Source organism: Enterococcus sp. 12C11_DIV0727 (genome assembly GCF_002148425.2).
Taxonomy (GTDB): Bacteria; Bacillota; Bacilli; order Lactobacillales; family Enterococcaceae; genus Enterococcus_L; species Enterococcus_L lemimoniae.
Window position 1 is genome coordinate 521626 of the sequence record NZ_CP147248.1, and the last position, 18866, is coordinate 540491.

General features: G+C 36.9%; 16 protein-coding genes and 2 pseudogenes. 16 read left to right on the forward strand and 2 right to left on the reverse strand.

The annotated features are described in order from the left end of the window. The first annotated feature begins 2 nt into the window (after positions 1–2). Positions 3–503, forward strand: a complete 501-nt coding sequence (locus A5866_RS02620) for a dihydrofolate reductase (protein ID WP_086279467.1) — start codon at positions 3–5, stop codon at positions 501–503. Between the two features lie 153 nt (positions 504–656). Here A5866_RS02620 and lexA read toward each other — a convergent pair whose 3' ends face one another. Continuing rightward, the gene (gene lexA / locus A5866_RS02625; protein WP_176271438.1) at positions 657–1277 is read right to left on the reverse strand and encodes a transcriptional repressor LexA; all 621 of its coding nucleotides are present in this window, start codon (positions 1275–1277) and stop codon (positions 657–659) included. Between the two features lie 238 nt (positions 1278–1515). On the opposite strand from lexA, the gene A5866_RS02630 reads away from it, so the two are divergent. The 3 genes from A5866_RS02630 (at position 1516) to A5866_RS02640 (ending at position 5093) form a co-directional block, all read left to right on the forward strand. Next, entirely contained in the window at positions 1516–1758 is a 243-nt protein-coding gene (locus A5866_RS02630) for a DUF896 family protein (RefSeq protein WP_069654912.1), read from the forward strand. A gap of 98 nt (positions 1759–1856) precedes the next feature. Further along, positions 1857–3851, forward strand: coding sequence for a transketolase (gene tkt / locus A5866_RS02635; protein ID WP_086444460.1), 1995 nt, complete (start codon positions 1857–1859; stop codon positions 3849–3851). A gap of 381 nt (positions 3852–4232) precedes the next feature. Beyond that, a complete protein-coding gene (locus tag A5866_RS02640; protein WP_086279464.1) occupies positions 4233–5093 on the forward strand; it encodes a glucosaminidase domain-containing protein in 861 nt (286 codons plus the stop codon). A gap of 54 nt (positions 5094–5147) precedes the next feature. On the opposite strand, the gene A5866_RS02645 is transcribed toward A5866_RS02640, so the two are convergent. Next, positions 5148–6143, reverse strand: coding sequence for a 4-hydroxy-3-methylbut-2-enyl diphosphate reductase (locus A5866_RS02645; protein ID WP_086444459.1), 996 nt, complete (start codon positions 6141–6143; stop codon positions 5148–5150). Between the two features lie 199 nt (positions 6144–6342). Here A5866_RS02645 and cysK point away from each other — a divergent pair, with 199 nt between their 5' ends. The 12 genes and pseudogenes from cysK (at position 6343) to A5866_RS02705 (ending at position 18804) form a co-directional block, all read left to right on the forward strand. Then, entirely contained in the window at positions 6343–7272 is a 930-nt protein-coding gene (gene cysK / locus A5866_RS02650; protein WP_086279462.1) for a cysteine synthase A, read from the forward strand. A gap of 198 nt (positions 7273–7470) precedes the next feature. Beyond that, on the forward strand, positions 7471–7908 hold the full coding sequence (gene perR, locus A5866_RS02655; RefSeq protein WP_069644701.1) for a peroxide-responsive transcriptional repressor PerR: 438 nt from the start codon (positions 7471–7473) through the stop codon (positions 7906–7908). A 13-nt stretch (positions 7909–7921) separates the two neighbouring features. Further along, positions 7922–8302, forward strand: a complete 381-nt coding sequence (locus A5866_RS02660; RefSeq protein ID WP_086279460.1) for a RidA family protein — start codon at positions 7922–7924, stop codon at positions 8300–8302. Positions 8303–8556: 254 nt separating this feature from the next. Then, the gene (locus A5866_RS02665; protein WP_086279459.1) at positions 8557–9906 is read left to right on the forward strand and encodes an NADH oxidase; all 1350 of its coding nucleotides are present in this window, start codon (positions 8557–8559) and stop codon (positions 9904–9906) included. 122 nt (positions 9907–10028) lie between these two features. Next, a complete protein-coding gene (locus tag A5866_RS02670; protein ID WP_086444458.1) occupies positions 10029–10667 on the forward strand; it encodes a YczE/YyaS/YitT family protein in 639 nt (212 codons plus the stop codon). A 451-nt stretch (positions 10668–11118) separates the two neighbouring features. Beyond that, positions 11119–11349: a hypothetical protein gene (locus A5866_RS02675; protein WP_254907556.1), complete on the forward strand. Its 231-nt coding sequence runs from the start codon at positions 11119–11121 to the stop codon at positions 11347–11349. Between the two features lie 51 nt (positions 11350–11400). Then, a pseudogene (locus A5866_RS02680) lies at positions 11401–12498 on the forward strand (adhesive domain-containing protein). Between the two features lie 130 nt (positions 12499–12628). Further along, the gene (locus A5866_RS02685) at positions 12629–13075 is read left to right on the forward strand and encodes an Ig-like domain-containing protein (protein ID WP_254907555.1); all 447 of its coding nucleotides are present in this window, start codon (positions 12629–12631) and stop codon (positions 13073–13075) included. A gap of 190 nt (positions 13076–13265) precedes the next feature. Beyond that, a complete protein-coding gene (metA, locus tag A5866_RS02690; protein ID WP_086444457.1) occupies positions 13266–14198 on the forward strand; it encodes a homoserine O-acetyltransferase MetA in 933 nt (310 codons plus the stop codon). A 401-nt stretch (positions 14199–14599) separates the two neighbouring features. Further along, positions 14600–15955: pseudogene (locus A5866_RS02695) on the forward strand (citrate transporter). Between the two features lie 23 nt (positions 15956–15978). Further along, complete coding sequence (locus tag A5866_RS02700; RefSeq protein ID WP_176332561.1) at positions 15979–17202, forward strand: amidohydrolase family protein; 1224 nt, start codon at positions 15979–15981, stop codon at positions 17200–17202. 258 nt (positions 17203–17460) lie between these two features. After that, complete coding sequence (locus A5866_RS02705; RefSeq protein ID WP_086444455.1) at positions 17461–18804, forward strand: FAD-dependent oxidoreductase; 1344 nt, start codon at positions 17461–17463, stop codon at positions 18802–18804. Positions 18805–18866: the final 62 nt, after the last annotated feature.

Sequence of the window (18866 nt, forward strand, 5' to 3'; positions counted from 1 at the left end):
CGATGTTAGCAGCCATATGGGCACAAGATGAACAAGGAACGATTGGAAAGAAAAATCGCTTACCTTGGCATTTGCCAAATGATCTGAAGTTTTTTAAACAAATGACGGAAGATAACACTATTGTGATGGGTAGAAAGACTTTTGAGGGAATGGGTAGCCGCCCGTTACCAAATCGTCAAACAATTGTTTTAACCAGAGATAAAGGATACCAAGCAGAAGGAGTCACTGTATTTCATACTGTGGGAGAGGTGCTCGAATACGCAAGATCTTTTGCTGGAATTACGTTTATTTCAGGTGGTTCAGCGGTATATGAGGATTTTTTACCTTATTGTGATGTGTTGTATCGCACTGTTATTGATCATTCATTTGAAGGTGATACCAAATTTCCTGCTGTTGCTTGGGATGATTGGACATTGATCAACTTAAGTGAAGGGGAGCAAGATGAAAATAATCGTTATGCTTACCAATTTGAGACCTATCAGCGTAAAGTGACTGCAGAGTAAAATTATTTATGCTACTTATATAAAAGAAACAAATAGCCTGATACATAACTCTTCACGTTATGTATCAGGCTATTATTATCCGAATAAACGGTAGGTAGCAGCGATCTTTCTTATTTTTCAGAATTAGCCGCTTTTGTCCCAACCTCTTTGTTTCTAAATATGATTGCGATATAAACCAACAACTTTACCTAAGATACTGACATTATTTAAAATAATTGGATCCAAAGCATCATTTTCTGGCTGAAGACGAACATGATCCGTTTCTTTAAAGAAACGTTTACAGGTTGCTTCATCTTCATCAGTCATAGCGATAACGATATCACCGTTTGAGGCAGTACTTTGTTTGCGGACAATGACTTGATCACCATCTAATATCCCAGCATTGATCATACTTTCTCCTCGAATCGTCAGCATGAATAAAGCATTTTCTTCTGTTCTTAGATCAGGTGGAAGCGGGAAGAAGTCAGATGCTTCTTCAACTGCTAAAATAGGTTCACCAGCTGTAACAACACCAAGCATAGGGATCACAGTAGGTTTGACCCCAATTCTTTCTAGACCGTCCGCTGTTAACTCAATGGCTCTTGGCTTTGTAGGATCACGCAGGATCATCCCTTTTTTCTCTAAACGGGCTAAATGGCCATGGACAGTGGATGTCGAGGAAAGGTCAACTGCTTTTCCAATCTCTCTTACAGTTGGAGGGTAGCCTTTAAGTTCAACTTGTTCATATATATATTTTAGTACTTCGATTTGTCTTGTGTCTGTACGTTTCACCACAATCCGCACCTTCTTTCAATTTATATTTTTAGTGTACCATAGTTTTGTACAGGAATCAAACAAGCGTTCGTGTTTATGATAAACATGGATTTAGGTTATTTTTACTAAAAAGTAAGTAGGTTTTTCAATACTAATTTCTGTATCTAATAGTTTTTGTTTTCCTTTTTTATTAAGAATATAGTTGTATTTTTGGCGCTCATCTTATAAGATAGACATGGAAAGTAAAGGAGGCAAAAGCATGTTATCATCAGAAAAAATGAACCGTATCAACGAACTTGCCAAAAAAGCAAAAGAAAATGAGTTGACTGAAAAAGAAAAAGAAGAACAAAAAGTTCTTCGTCAAGAATATCTAGCTGCTTTCCGCGGCGGTATGCGTCACCATATCGAAGGCATGAAAGTCGTTGATCCTAAAGGAAACGACGTTACACCAGAGAAGTTAAAAGAGATCCAAAAGGCAAAAGGCCTGCATAATAGAAAATAATTTCAGTTTTTTTTACTAAAAGTAATTGCTTTCATAAACGAAATACGCTAAACTATAGTTAATAAAGGTAAAAAAAACCTAAATAGGAGATGATTTTTTTGTTTGACAACACTGATCAGTTAGGCGTCAACACGATTCGTACATTGAGTATTGAAGCGGTACAAAAAGCAAACTCAGGCCATCCTGGCTTACCAATGGGTGCTGCACCTATGGCATATGCACTTTGGACAAAACATTTGAAAGTTAACCCAAAAACTGCTAGAAATTGGGTAGATAGAGACCGCTTCATTCTTTCTGCAGGTCATGGTTCTGCAATGCTTTATAGCTTACTTCATTTAGCAGGATACAGTGTAACAATGGATGATTTGAAGAGTTTCCGTCAATGGGGTAGTAAAACTCCAGGGCATCCTGAAGTCCATCATACAGATGGTGTTGAAGCGACTACTGGTCCTTTAGGTCAAGGGATTGCAATGGCAGTTGGAATGGCGATGGCTGAAGCGCACACTGCTGCGACATATAATCGCGATAGTTTCCCTGTGATCGATCACTATACGTATGCTTTATGCGGCGATGGCGATTTGATGGAAGGTGTTTCTCAAGAAGCGAGCTCGATGGCTGGGCACATGAAATTGGGCAAACTGATCGTATTATACGATTCAAATGATATTTCTTTAGATGGGCCAACTTCAAAAGCCTTCACAGAAAATGTTGGAGCTCGTTATGAAGCATACGGTTGGCAACATATTTTAGTGAAAGATGGTAATGATTTAGAAGAAATTTCTAAAGCAATTGAAACAGCTAAAGCTGAATCAGATAAACCAACCTTGATCGAAGTCAAAACAGTTATTGGTTATGGTGCTCCAAAAGAAGGCACATCTTCTGTTCATGGTGCCCCAATCGGAGCAGATGGTATTACTGCGGCTAAAGCTGTTTATGGTTGGGAATATCCTGATTTTACTGTTCCGGAAGAAGTTGCTGCTCGTTTTAAAGAAACAATGATAGAAAAAGGCGGCAAAGCTGAAACTAACTGGAATGACATGTTTGCAAACTATACAAAAGCACATCCTGAATTAGCAAAACAATTCAAACAAGCTTTTGCGGATGAACTTCCTGAAAATTGGGATAACGAATTACCAACTTATGAGGTAGGGTCAAGTGCTGCAAGTCGCGTAACAAGTAAAGAAACAATTCAAGCAATCTCTAAAGCTGTTCCAGGTTTTTGGGGCGGTTCCGCTGATTTATCTGCATCAAACAATACAATGGTTGCAGCAGAAAAAGATTTTGAACCAGGTCAATATGAAGGCCGCAATATTTGGTTTGGCGTTCGTGAGTTTGCCATGGCTGCAGCGATGAACGGAATTCAATTACATGGTGGTAGCCGTGTATATGGTGGAACATTCTTTGTCTTTACTGATTATTTACGTCCTGCGGTTCGTTTAGCAGCGATTCAAAATACTCCTGTAACTTATGTACTGACGCATGATTCTGTAGCGGTAGGGGAAGATGGCCCAACGCATGAACCTGTTGAGCAATTAGCAAGTATTCGTTGCATGCCTGGTGTTCAAGTAATTCGTCCAGCTGATGGAAACGAAACAGTTGCTGCATGGAAAATAGCTATGACGACTAAAGATGCTCCGACTGTTTTAGTTTTAAGTCGCCAAAACTTACCAGTTATTGAAGGAACTAAAGAACATGCTGGAGAGCTAGTTCAAAAAGGTGCATATGTGATTTCTAAGCAAAAAGGGGACAAACCAGAAGGAATCCTAATTGCAACTGGTTCAGAAGTGAACTTAGCCATTGAAACTCAAAAAGCATTGGCAGAACAAGGTCAAGATGTTTCAGTCGTTTCAATGCCAAGTTTCGATTTATTTGAAAAGCAAACAGCAGAATATAAAGAATCTGTTTTACCTAAAGCTGTGACTAAGCGTGTGGCAATCGAAGCGGCTTCACCATTTGGGTGGGAACGTTATGTTGGTACAGCCGGTACAACTGTGACGATCAATCACTTTGGCGCTTCTGCTCCTGGCGATTTAGTCTTAAAAGAATTTGGCTTTACAGTTGAAAATGTCGTAACAAAATATAATGAGTTATAAATAGCAAGTATTTAGTTAGTGAAAAAGCAAAAGTCCTAATCAGCTGGACTTTTGCTTTTTTTGTTGGGTAAATAGATTGTATGATTTGTAAAAAACTAAATAGAAGAGAGAATGTAATATTTGTGTAATATTTGCAATAGTTTTCTATTTATTAGAAAAAAGTTAATAAATAGAAAAATAAAGGATTCTTGCCGGAAAATCCAGTCGAAAAACAGACACTATGTAAACTGAACAAAACAATTGCACCTGAAATTATAAAACAAAAATTTCAGCTAGATTACGCTCACTTTAAAACTTCAAATTTCAGGAGTAAATAATTGTTTATAAAAAATTCCACGAGTAAAATGATGTTACGATGTTCTATTGAGGAGGAACAAATGAATGGACGAGATCAAAACAAGAAGTAGTAGACACCAACAAAAAACACAGAAGAATAATCATAAAAGAATGGTTTCTGTGATTGGGACTTCATTAGTATTTCTTCCTGTCGCAGGGAATCTGTTACCATTGGGTGTTCAAGCAACAGAAGTTGAAACTCAAGGAGCAGTTTCACAACAAGCATTTATTGATTCTATTGGATACTCAGCTGCTTCAGTAGCGGATGCAAATGATTTATATGCCTCTGTCATGATTGCTCAAGCATTATTAGAGAGTAGTTATGGAACTTCAGGTTTAGCCGCGGCTCCAAACTATAATTTATTCGGTGTCAAAGGAAGCTATGGCGGACAAACAGTTTATATGCCTACAGCTGAATATTTGAATGGTGAATGGGTCACTGTAACCGAACCATTTAGAAGTTATCCATCCTATACTGAGTCGTTTCAAGACCATGCTAACGTGCTTAAAACAACGATAGCTTCAAGTGGTAACTATCATTACTCTGGTGTATGGAAAAGTAATACAACGAGTTATATGGATGCAACAGCGGCTTTAGCTGGTCGCTATGCAACGGATCCTAACTATGCAAGTAAATTGAACTGGTTGATTTCTGCCTACGGTTTAACAGCGTACGATAGTGGTAGTACCGTAGCCACTACAGGTTATGAAAACCAAGCAAGTAGCGATCAAACAGCAATTGGACAGAGTAGTGCTACAGTTGCTGGGCAAACATACACAGTAGCCTCTGGTGACACTCTTTGGGGAATCGCTGAAAAATACGGAGTTTCAGTGGATCAATTGATGGCTTCAAATGGTATTACAGCTGAATTGATCACTGTAGGACAAGTGTTACAAGTTGCCTAAGAAAAGCTATCAACAATTCGTCATCTGGATGACGAATTGTTGATAGCTTTATTTTTATCGTTTTCCAGATCGCAATTCTTCTAAACGACGTTGACGATTTTTAGTTAGATCTTTGATTCTCGGGCGAGGTAGAATCGACTCCGAAGTTGTAGTTGACTCCATTGAATGTGTTAAAGAATTATTTACATCAAACTGTTTTAAATAGTCAAGAACTTCGCGGACAATTTGTGTTGGAGTAGAAGCACCTGCCGTCACGGCTACTTGCTCCACATCATATAACCATTTAGGATCGATTTGTGATACATCAGATATGCGGTGGGCAGGAACACCAGCCTGTTCAATGGAAACTTGAGCTAAACGATTGCTGTTATTACTTTTAGGATCACCAACAACGAGCGTTAAGTCACAACCTTGTGCTTGCTCAACAACGGCTTCTTGGCGAACTTGAGTTGCTTTACAAATATCTTTATGAATAAGCACATTACGATATTTTTTTTGAATCAATTCCATCAAATCGCTAACATCCCATTGGCTCATGGTTGTTTGGTTGGTGACAAAAATTTTATCAGAGTGTAAGTCTAAATCAGCAATATCTGCTTGATTAGCGACTAAATGAACATGTTCTGGCGATACACCCAAAGCGCCTTCAGGTTCAGGATGATTTTTTTTACCAATATAAATGATTTCATAGCCTTCTGTAACCTTTGTTTCAATCAACTCATGGGTGATCGTCACATCAGGACAAGTTGCATCAATCACGGTCAAGCCTTTTTCAACCGCTAATCGTTTGACTTTTGGTGAAGTTCCGTGAGCTGTAAAGATAACCGTTCCTTGATCAACTTGTGCTAAAATATCTTTACGACTAGCTCCATCTAAAGTGCGGATCCCGATGCTTTCAAAGGCGTCAGTCACATGTTTATTATGAACGATCATCCCTAAGATATAAATCGGGCGAGGCAAATTTTCATCAAGCGAGGCATTTCTAGCGATGACCATTGCATCAACAACCCCATAACAATAGCCTCGCGGACTAATATTAATAATTTTCATAAATAAAATAACTCCTACTTTACTATTTTTAAAGTCTCCTATACTATACAACATTACAACATGTTTGTTAAATTTGTTTAAAGAGAACTTATCAATTGACTAACAGTTGCAAAATGATAGCCAGATAAGTTGATATAAGCTATTATAAACACAAGACAGATTTTTTAGCTATATGAATATCAAACTGGAGGAATGAATCATGACTCAAATTTTTAACTCAGTTACTGAATTGATAGGGAAGACACCCATTGTAAAGTTAGGTCAGATTGTCCCAGATGGAGCGGCTGACGTTTTTGTGAAACTTGAATTTTTCAATCCCGGTGGAAGTGTAAAAGATCGGATTGCTTTAAGTATGATCGAGACTGCTGAAAAAAATGGCCAACTGAAAGCGGGAGATACAATTGTAGAACCTACTAGTGGGAATACTGGAATTGGTTTGGCAATGGTCGGCGCTGCAAAAGGCTATAAAGTCGTTATCGTAATGCCTGATACAATGAGTATTGAGCGTAGAAAATTAATGCAGGCGTACGGTGCTGAGTTATTGTTGACTCCAGGAGCTGAAGGAATGAAAGGTGCAATTGCCAAAGCGACAACGTTATCTGAAAAAGATGGCTTTTTCATGCCGATGCAGTTTGATAATCCAGCTAATCCGTCAACTCATGAAAAAAGGACTGGCAAAGAAATTCAGGATGTTTTTGGACCGGCCGGTTTGGATGCGTTTGTGGCTGGAGTAGGTACTGGTGGCACGATTACAGGTGTTGGGAAAGAGTTAAAACGTGTTTATCCAAAAATTTCGATTGTTGCTGTAGAACCAACCGAATCACCTGTTTTAGAAGGCGGTTCTCCAGGACCGCATAAAATTCAGGGGATCGGCGCTGGTTTTATTCCAAAAGTGTTAAATACAGAAATTTATAGTGAAATAATTGCAGTACCAAGTGAAGAGGCTATGGAAACCGCCCGTCAATTAGCAACTAAAGAAGGTTTACTTGTTGGAATCTCAGCAGGGGCAGCCGTAAACGCTGCAATCCAAGTTGCCAAAGAGTTAGGTGCTGGGAAAAAAGTACTGACTGTTATTCCTGATAACGGGGAACGATATCTGTCAACGGCTTTATATAATTTTCCTGAATAACTAGCGATTGAAAGAGAAGACGTAAATTTGCGTCTTCTCTTTTTTACTTGATCAACCACTCAAATAGTATGTAATAGTTTAAAAAAATACAAAAAATTGAGATAAACCTGCCATTTCCCCTACTATTTGCACGATTATTCTTGTCAAGTCAGATTAGAAATAGTATCATTTAGGAAAGAAGACTGGGAGGGGAACCAAATGGATAACATATTGGTAAAGAATGCACTTGAAGAATTAAAAGAAGCCAATATTCGTATTACTCCTCAAAGATATGCAATCTTGGAATATCTAATTGAGAATCATAGCCATCCAACAGCTGATGAAATTTATCGTTCACTAGAAGATCGTTTTCCAAATATGAGTGTTGCGACTGTTTATAATAATTTACGTTTGTTTACTGATATTGGTTTTGTTCAGGAAATGAATTATGGTGATGCATCTAGCCGATTTGACTTTAGTTCAAAAAAACACTACCATGCAATCTGCCAAAATTGTGGCAAAATTGTTGATTTCCATTATCCGGGCTTGGAAGATGTAGAGATGGCAGCAAGTAAATTGACTGGCTTTGAAATCAACGAACACCGACTAGAATTATATGGATTATGTCCTGATTGTCAAAAAGCCAAAAAAGAATGAAATGAGTGATAGAATGAGATCAATCCACACGGATAAGGCACCAAAAGCAATCGGCCCTTATGTACAGGGAAATATTGTGAATGGGCTATTATTTGCTTCAGGTCAAGTCCCGTTAAATCCTGAGACTGGAGATGTTACTGGTACTACCATAGAAGAGCAAACACAACAAGTTTTGAAAAATATCGCAGCCATTCTCGCAGAAGTAGGGAGTGACTTTGATCATATTGTTAAAACAACTTGCTTTTTAAAAGACATGAACGACTTTGTTGCGTTCAACGAAGTTTATGCTACAGCATTTACAAATCATTTACCAGCTAGGTCAGCTGTAGAAGTAGCCCGCTTACCTAAAGATGTTCTGATTGAGATAGAAATTATTGCGATGGTTAATGAATAATTCTTTGATTTCACAAGCTAAGAAACGAATGTTTCTTAGCTTTTTTTGTTGTAAAAACGGCATTCCTTTCAAAGAGAATGATTATTCAAATGAAAAAACAGTAAAAAATAGAGAAGTTTGTGAAAAAATAAGTTAATGATTCACAAGCAAAGAACTCGAATACGCATCCTCACTTTGTTATATTTTTAGTATACCAATAGATTTTTATTAAAATCGTTGGTGAAAAATTTAACTTGAAAGAAGGGATTTACAAAATGAAAGTCGTAGTCGTAGGATGTACGCATGCAGGAACAGCTGCAGTCAAAAGTATTTTAACAAATCACCCAAATGCGGAGGTAACCGTTTATGAACGAAATGATAATGTATCATTTTTATCATGTGGTATCGCGCTATATGTTGGAGGAGTAGTGAAGGAGGCTGACAGTTTATTCTATTCAAGTCCTGAAGAACTAGCGTCACTAGGTGCTACAGTTAAAATGGAACATGAAGTCGAAACCATCGATGTTGATCATAAAACAATCACTGCAAAAGATTTGAACACAGGCAAAGTTGAAACAAAAGAATATGATAAATTAGTCATGACCACAGGTTCGTGGCCAATCGTTCCTCCAATCAAGGGAATCGATGCTGAAAACATTTTATTATGTAAAAACTTTAACCAAGCAAACGTAATTATCGAACGTGCAAAAGATGCGAAGAAAGTTGTCGTTGTTGGTGGAGGTTACATTGGTATCGAATTGGTAGAAGCTTTTGTAGAATCAGGTAAAGATGTTACTTTGATCGATGGTTTAGACCGTATTTTAAATAAATATCTGGACAAACCATTTACAGACGTTTTGGAAAAAGAACTTGTTGATCGTGGTGTTACTTTAGCTTTAGGTGAAAATGTTCAAGAATTCCAAGCGGATGCAAGCGGACATGTGAATAAAGTCATTACTCCTAGTCAAGAGTTTGATGCTGACATGGTGATTATGTGTGTTGGTTTCAGTCCAAACACAACATTGCTTAAAGATAAGGTAGATATGTTACCTAATGGTGCGATCGTAGTCGATAAATTTATGAGATCAAGCAATCCAGATATTCTTGCTGCTGGTGATAGTGCAGTTGTACACTATAATCCAAGCAATACAACAAATTATATTCCATTAGCAACAAATGCTGTTAGACAAGGAATGTTAGTTGGGTATAATTTAACAGAAGAAAAACTTTCTTATCGTGGGACACAAGGAACTTCTGGTTTATATTTATTTGGCTGGAAAATCGGCTCAACTGGTGTTACTCTAGAAAGTGCGAAAATGAACAATTTGGAGGTAGAAGCAACACAATTTGAAGATAACTATCGTCCAGAGTTCATGCCAACAACGGAAAATGTCATGATGGAATTAGTTTATGAAAAGGGCTCAAATCGTATTGTTGGAGGACAATTAATGTCTAAATACGATATTACTCAATCCGCTAATACGTTATCATTGGCAGTCCAAAATAAAATGACTGTAGAAGATCTAGCTTTATCTGATTTCTTCTTCCAGCCCCATTTTGACCGCCCATGGAACTACTTGAACTTATTAGCACAAGCGGCATTAAAAGATATAGCTGAAAAATAATGATAAAAAAACCTAGAGCTGAATTCAGACCTAGGTTTTTTTATGTGAATAAGTAGAATATTTTGCATTTTAAAGACTTTTTTGAGATGCTTAATGAGTAAACTTAAATGAGGTGTTGGAAAATGGAAATAAGAGAACGAGTAATGCGCTCTCTATATGCTTTGATTGGAGTGGCAATTCTAGCCTTTGGTGCAGCCACGTTACGGATTGGTCAAGTCGGCTTAGATCCGTATACTGCAGCGAATATTGGTATCGGGAATGTTCTGGGACTTTCTTTAGGTGTTTATCAATTGATGATTAACTTTATTATTTTAGGAATTGTTTTTATTCTTGGAAGAAGCTACATCGGTATCGGAACAGTTATTAATATGGTTCTTACTGGTTTTTTTATTGATTTTTACACGTGGATTTATACGGATTTTATCACTATTAAAATCAATTTTTTCACTCAAAGTTTGGCACTTGTAATTGGTGTGTTGATTTTTACATTCGGCGCGTCGTTTTATATGTCAGCAAAGCTCGGGAACGCTCCATATGATGCTATCGCCCCAATTATAGTTGAACGCACTAAATTTCACTATCGATCCGTTCGAGTGAGCCAAGATATCTTTTTCGTTGTGCTAGCTTTTATTTTTGGAGGTCCAGTTGGAATCGGTACAGTAATTAATGCTTTTTTTACTGGACCATTAATTGATTTTTGGAATAAAAAAGTGAGTCAGCCAATAATCGAAAAAAGTATAAAAAGTAAAGTGGGATCCTAACAAACAAAATCTATACATAAAAAAACAAAGCAACTGAGTTGCTTTGTTTTTTTTTTTGCGTCGGCTATCTTTTGGATGAAAGCTTTAAATGATAGCGCTTTCTTTGGTTTCTTTAAGTTCCTTAGTATTAACTGTATAATATTAAAGGTATATTTTATAACAGTTTGGTTACAAAAACATTAGCATATATAAGTTTACAATTGCTTTTAAATCAACATTTCAGGTCTTTTTATAACAGTTTTTTTGAATTATTATTATAAAATTAAAAAAATAAGCATTTACGATTCATATCATTTCTCAAAATATTATAAAGATTATAAAATCCATGGGTGGAAGCTTAATTTAATTTTTACGTTGCTCGTGTTTTATGAAAGGAGAGTGTCTATTTGATTTAGCAAGCTTCTAGTTGTTCGTTATGTGGTATTAATTTGAATGTAAGAAGAGGATAATCATGAAAAATAATCAGCAAAAAAAGAAAAGCACTAATAAATCGAAAAAACAAAACAAATACCGTGCGTTATCATTAGTGTTGACAAGTAGTTTGGTTATTGCACCATTAACGGTTCCGCTGTCATTTTATTTACCAGGGGGAATTACTGCTTCTGCAGCAATTTTAGATGCAGAAATTTTATCCAACATTAGTAGTTCGAACAACAGTGGAACAACTACTGGAGCTTGTTGAGCTGCGGCCGGTGCTTCGAAAAATGTTAATTTTACAATTTCCGGAAGTGAATTGATAGGCGGTTCAGTTATCGCAAGCGGAACAAAACAAGCAGTTTTGACTATTCCAACTGCACTAAATGACAAAGTTTCTCCAAATGGAGCAGCGCAAATTGATACAAATATCACATTGACCGTTGCTGATTTGACCTTCTTGACTGGAACACTAAATGCAGTTAATAATCTATCAAACTTATTAACTGATATCGTTGATGGATCATTAGGTAGTTTGACAGGTGTTACGTTGGATTTAACGACAGTTAATCATTTAAATAATCTGGAAAATTCGGGGAGCGCTCAGTTTAGCGCTAATGCAGTACTTTCTCCAGATGGTACTGATATTCATGCCGACATGGATGACGGACTAGGCTTAGTTTTGGCACAGAATGTCTCCTCTCTTTTACAAGATTTAAAAGCAGCAGTTGATGCTTTACATGCGACAGGTAGTGGGATTTGCAGCAATTTAGTTGCAGCTGCAATCAACACTGCATTACTTCCAGTTAAAGGTACAGTAGATACGGCCATTAATTTGGCTCTTCCATTGGTGGGAATTGTCGGTTCTGGAGTCAATCAATTGGCTGATGCATAAGTGTTAGGTGGTACGACCAGCAATATTCCAACAACGGTTATTAGCCCAACAAGTTTAGCACAAAATCTAGATGCACGTTTTGTTGGAACGGTTGTAAAAGCGGATGCTATTGATGTCAGTTTGATCAGCACAGCTAATGGAGTATCAGATATTAATTATGCTGGAAATGCAGTAGTAGTCGCACCACCGGTAGTAACAAATACAACCCGTACTTCAGCAGCAGGTTATACAGTCACAGGTACGGCAACTGCAGGCGATACGGTTATGATTAAAAATGCAGGTGGTACAACGATCGAATTAGGACCAGCAACAGGCAGAAACTTCTCAATCAACATTCCGCAAGGTTCAGCAGGTGCAAGTGAAGAATTGACAGCAACTGCTTCAAATGACGGTGTCGATAGTACACCAACAACTTTCACAACACCAGCTGATCCGGTTGTAATCACAGCTCCAGTTGTGAAAGGGGTCACAGGTGATTCAGCAACTGGTTATACCGTAACGGATACAGCGACTCCTGGTTGATATCATTTCAGTTAAAAATGCGGGTGAAACTGTAATTGGAACGGGTATAACTGACCTACTGGGAAATTATACCGCAATCATTCCAATTGGTTTAGCAACGCCAATCATTGATAGTGTTACTGGAAATTCAATGACAGGTTATACGATTAAAGGAATTGCAACACCAGGAAATGATGTAGTCATTGAAAATGGTAACGGAGAAGTTTTAGGTAGTGGAGAAGCCAATGATTCAGGTGCATTTGTCATCGAAATCCCTATAGGTTTTGCACAACCGAAAGAGTTAGTTTCTGCGATTGCGAAAGATAAAGAGGGAAATCGAAGTGAACCAGCTAAATTCAAATTACCAGCTGACTCAGGTGATGGTAACGGAAATGGCAATGGAACAGGCAACGGTTCTGGTAATGGTAGTAACTTAGGCAATAATGGCAGCTCAGGCTTGAAAAACCTAAGTAGTTCACAAAAAAATCTTCCTAATAACGGTGAAATCTTTAGTAATTGGGGAGTGTTAGGTGCTTTATTATTAGGTGCATTTGCTTTCTTCACCTTCAAACGTACAAACAAAAAAGAATATGAATAAATCGGAAACATAATGCATTAACTTTCTATAAGGGTTAAAACATGAGGTGGGACATGCGTCCTACCTCATGTTTTTTTAGTAAAAATGGACTGTTTTACCAGAATAGCTGCATTTTGGGAGAAAGAAACTTCCTTTCTGATTCTTTTTATCGTAAAATGAAATTAGACAAAATGAAAGGGAGGATATACACATGCCGATTCGCGTTCCAAAAGAGCTACCAGCTATTAAAGTATTAGAAAAAGAGAAAATATTTGTAATGGACGAAGATCGCGCCATGCACCAAGATATTCGTCCTTTAGAAATTTTGATTCTAAATTTAATGCCTAAAAAAGATGAAACGGAAGTTCAGCTTCTGAGACTATTAAGTAATACGCCTTTACAAATAAATGTTGATTTTTTGCATATGAGTAGTCACGACGCAAAAAATACATCTATTGATCACTTGAAACGTTTTTATCATCAATTTAAGGAAGTAAAAGATAAATTTTATGATGGTTTGATTATTACTGGCGCGCCGATTGAGCAATTGCGTTTTGAAGAAGTTGATTATTGGGAAGAATTGCAAGAAATTTTTAAATGGAGTAAAACTCATGTGTTTTCAACATTCCATATTTGCTGGGGAGCACAAGCTGGGTTATATTATCATCATAAAATCAATAAATATCCGCTAGACCAAAAACTATCAGGAATATTTGCACATGATGTTTTAACACCGACCTGGAGTATCTTAAAGGGATTTGACGATGTCTTTTTTGCGCCACATTCTAGATATACTGGGGTTAAAAAGAGCGATATAGATAAGACTGAGGCGTTAGAAGTTTTAGTTGAATCGGAAGAAGCAGGGCTTTTTTTAGTTGGAAATAAAAATAATCGTGCTTTTTATGCGATGGGGCATTTAGAATATGATCGTGAAACATTACAACAAGAATTTGAGCGTGATCAACATAAAGGGATAGAGCCTAAGCTACCCGAGAATTATTTCCCGAACAATAACACAAGTAAGGTGCCACAACTCCGTTGGCATATGGCTGCATCATTGTTATTTTCTAATTGGCTAAATTATGCAGTTTATCAAAATACACCATATGATTTAACTGATTTACTTGAAGTAGGGAAATATTAAATAGATAAAAATAAAACAAAGTAGAAATATTACTTTTGTTTTATTTTTTTATCTAAATACGTTTATTTAAAAAATGCACGCGTTACCTTTTCGAAATAGTTCAATAATTTTTTGAAGCATTCTTATTACTTTTTTTTTAAAGTAAACGTATTATAAGGAGAAGGAAGGAGGCCGTAGGTTGATGGAATGCTACGGAATAGGTAGCTTGAATCATAACCATCACAAATACCATAGTTATTTATTTAGTTTGTCTTAGCAGAATAAATAACGTATTAATAGTATCAAAGGTTTCAAAAAAATGAATCATGAGTTACATACCCCTAAATCAACATTATTTTGGGAGACGTTCCAAGATTTCAAAAAATGAATAGGCTTTAATTAACTATGTTGGAGGAATAATGATGAAAATACCTAAAAAATTTTTGAGCGGGTTGTTACTTTCCATACTATTTCTGTTTTCGTTCGTACCTGTTTTTGCACAAGAAATTGATGCAATCACAGCACCTACAGGAATCAAGGCTATAATCGTGATCATTCCCTTGATCGTAGTTTTAGTTTTATTGTTTATGAAGGTCGATATGATTATTGCAGGTTTTGTTGGTGGAGTTTTGGCAATGATCATTGGTGGAATTGGTTTAGAACAAGCCAATAAACAATTATTAGAAACAATTCCTATGATGTTGGGTATTACTGTTCCAATCATCAACTCAGCGGTTGCAATGGCCGTATTTAAATGAGGCGGTTACTCAGCAGCACTGACACTTGCTAAACGAGGAACAAAGGGAAAAGTCGAATATGTTTCAGCATTTATTGTTGTTTTGTTAGCAGCAGCAACCTATATGTCTGGTATTGGCGGTGGTAGTGCTATGGTTATTGCACCACTGGCTTTTGTAGCAGTTGGGGTCGTTCCTGAACTGATTGCGGCAATGTCACTTGCTGCGGCGGTTTCATTTACTACGTCACCTGCATCATTAGAATCAAGTATCGTTTCTAAGTTGGGTGACTTTAGTGTAGCTAAGTATGTTTCCGACATGCGCCCGATTTGGTTAGTGTTTTGTGCGTTAGCCATTATTTTAGCTTTCTGGGGAACCAAACGCCGAAATTTGGGCTTTAAAGAAAATAGTGAGGATGAATATGCCTCAATGAACAATAAAGCATTATTTAAATTGACTTTACCAGCAATCTTTTTATTGTTTGCGGTAATTTTTGGTCCTGTAGTCAATGATCTTGTTGGATTTGCTTTATTAACTCCTTTAGTTTATATGGTAGTAACTTTAGCTTTGATTTATATCTGTTCAGATTTTACTTTAAATCAGTCCGTTGAAGCGATGGTGGATGGGTCAACGTATATTTTGACTCGATTATTCCAAGTAGGGATTTTTCTAGCATTTATTAATATTATTGCTCAAACAGGAACATTTGCGGTTATTGCCGGGATTGCTAGTGCCGCGCCGACCATGATCATGGTTCCAGTTGCAATTTTAACCGGAATTTTAATTGGTGTGCCAGCGGGTGCTTATGTAGGCTCCGTACTAACACTTGTATTACCAGTAGCTGTGTCCTTAGGTTTTTCTTCTATTGAACTTGGATTAGTTGCTGTAGGCGTTGGGTTAGGCAGTCAAATGAGTTTTGTTAATATTACGATGCAAGCCTTATCATCAGGATTCCAAATTCCAATTTCAGACGTTGTAAAAGGGAATGTAAAATGGATCAGTATGGCATCAGTGGTATTAATTTTGATTGGTTTCTTTATTTAGTTTAAATAGAAAGGGTGGAATACATGGATATTTTAATTAAACAAGCGAGATTAAGTGATGGAGAAGCATTGCAAGATGTGGGGATCAAAGACGGTAAGATCGTTGCGATTTCAGAAAATTTAACGGATAATGCCGTAACGGTCATTGATGCAAAAGGTCGTGTTTTGATTCCAGGCTTGGTAGAAAGCCATATTCATTTGGATAAAGCCTTGATTGCTGATAGAAAGCCAAATAAATCAGGAACTTTACAAGAAGCAATCAGTGTTACCGCGGAATTAAAGCCAACATTTACCGAAGAAGATATTTATCAACGAGCAAAACGAGCGTTGGAAATGATTATCTCTCACGGTGTAACTGCTGTTAGAACACATGCGGAATTTGATCCAGCTCAAGGTTTTTCTGGCTTTAAAACTATTATGAAATTAAAAGAAGAATATCGTGATCTAATCGATATGCAAATTGTGGCATTCCCCCAAGAAGGGATTTTTAAGGCGCCTGGTACGGAAAAGATGATGAATGAAGCAATGGAAATGGGGGCAGATGTTGTCGGCGGTATTCCGTATAATGATGCTCCAGCGGACAGGCATATAGATTTAGTTTTTGAAATTGCTAAAAAATATGATAAAGACATTGATCTTCATCAAGATTTTAGTGATGAAGCAACAGATATTTCAATAGAATATCTATGTAAAAAAACGATAGCTGAAAACTATCATGGTAGAGTGTCAGTCGGACATTTAACTGCTCTACATGCGTTAGAACCAGAACGTTTAAATGAAATTTTATCATTAATGTCTGAAGCTCAAATCAGCGTGATGGCCTTGCCAGCAACTGATTTGCATTTAGGAGCTAGAAACGATGTGTACAATGTTCGCAGAGCTGTGACACCGATCAGAAAGCTTCGTGACGCAGGCGTCAATGTCTGTTTAGCGACTAATAATATTCGTAATGCGTTTACGCCTTATGGGAATGGTGATTTAATGCAAATTGCCATGTTAGCTATTCCAGTCGGGCATTTAGGTGGAGCGGATGACTTACCGACTGTTTTACCAATGATCACAGAAAATCCAGCTAAAGCCTTAGGTCTTGAGCATTATGGCGTTCAAGTAGGCAATAAGGCTGACTTAGTCTTACTTGATACGAAGGTCAAAGCAGATGCTATTATTGATATTCCAGAGAGAAATTATGTTATCAAAAATGGAAAAATCACTGTCGAAGTAAAAAAAGAAGTCACCATCTTTAAATAAGTCATTCCGAACAACCAGCTATGTGATCGATAGCTGGTTGTTTAATTACCTATAATTATGTTATGTAAACTATATATGTTGAGAAAATAATAAAATATAGTAATACCAAATACATCATGTAAGGCTTATAAAGCTAATTAGTCATATGTATTCTCAATTAAATTACGCAATTGAGAATAAAAATAGAAATCGCTTGTATTTGTAGCTGGTTATATGATACTCTTTATTATATAATAAATAATATTGGAGGTACAGGAAATGAAAGTTATTGTTTTAGGTTCATCGCACGGAGGCTACGAAGCAGTTGAGGAATTACTAAGTCTACATCCAGATGCACAAATCCAATGGTACGAAAAAGGCGATTTTATTTCTTTTTTATCCTGTGGTATGCAACTTTATTTAGAAGGTAAAGTAAAAGATGTTAATTCAGTTCGCTATATGACTGGTGAAGAGATGGAGAGTAGAGGGGTCAACGTTTTTTCAAATACAGAAATAACTGCGATTAAACCTGAAAACCATCAAGTAGTGGTGAAAGATTTATTATCTGGAAAAGAACGCACTGAAGGGTATGATAAACTAATCATCAGTCCAGGAGCAGTTCCTTTTGAATTAAATGTCCCAGGTAAAGAATTAGAAAATATTTATTTAATGCGTGGTAGAAAATGGGCAATCAAATTAAAAGCAAAAACCGTTGATCCAGAGGTAAATAATGTGGTTGTCATCGGTAGTGGCTATATTGGTATCGAAGCTGCCGAATCCTTCGCAAAAGCTGGTAAAAATGTCACCGTTATCGATATTTTAGATCGACCATTAGGTGTCTATCTAGATAAAGAATTTACTGACGTATTGACTGAAGAAATGGAAGCTAATAATATCAAGGTTGTAACAAACGAAACAGTTCAAAGCTATAAAGGTGAAGGACAGGTTAAAACAGTTGTAACTGATAAAGCTGAATATGCTGCTGATCTGGTTGTTGTTGCAGTTGGTGTTCGTCCTAATACAGGCTGGTTAAAAGATACGTTAGACTTACATCCTAATGGTCTGATTAAAACCGATGAGTACATGCAAACAAGCGCTGCTGATGTTTTTGCAGTTGGAGATGCAACATTGATCAAATACAATCCTGGTGAGACAGAAGTCAACATTGCTTTAGCGACAAATGCAAGAAAACAAGGTCGTTTTGCTGTGAAAAACCTAATGAAACCAGTAAAACCATTCCCTGGTATTCAAGGATCTTCCGGTTTAGCTGTTTTTGATTACAAATTTGCTTCTACAGGAATCAATGAAGAAATGGCAAAAAAATTGGATAAGAAAACGAAATCTACCTTAGTTGTTGAAGATTATTTGATGGATTTCAATCCTGACAAACAAAAAGCTTGGTTTAAATTAGTATACGATCCTGAAACAACTCAAATTTTAGGTGCTCAGTTGATGTCAAAAGCTGATTTAACGGCTAATATCAATGCTATTTCCTTGGCAATCAAGGCTAAAATGACCATTGAAGATTTGGCCTATGCTGACTTTTTCTTCCAACCTTCATTTGATAAGCCTTGGAATATCATCAATACAGCTGCTTTAGTGGCGTTAAAAAATGAACAATAGTTTATAAGACTAAAAAAAGACCACAGAAAGAAATCTTCTGTGGTCTTTTGCTCGTAGCAGAA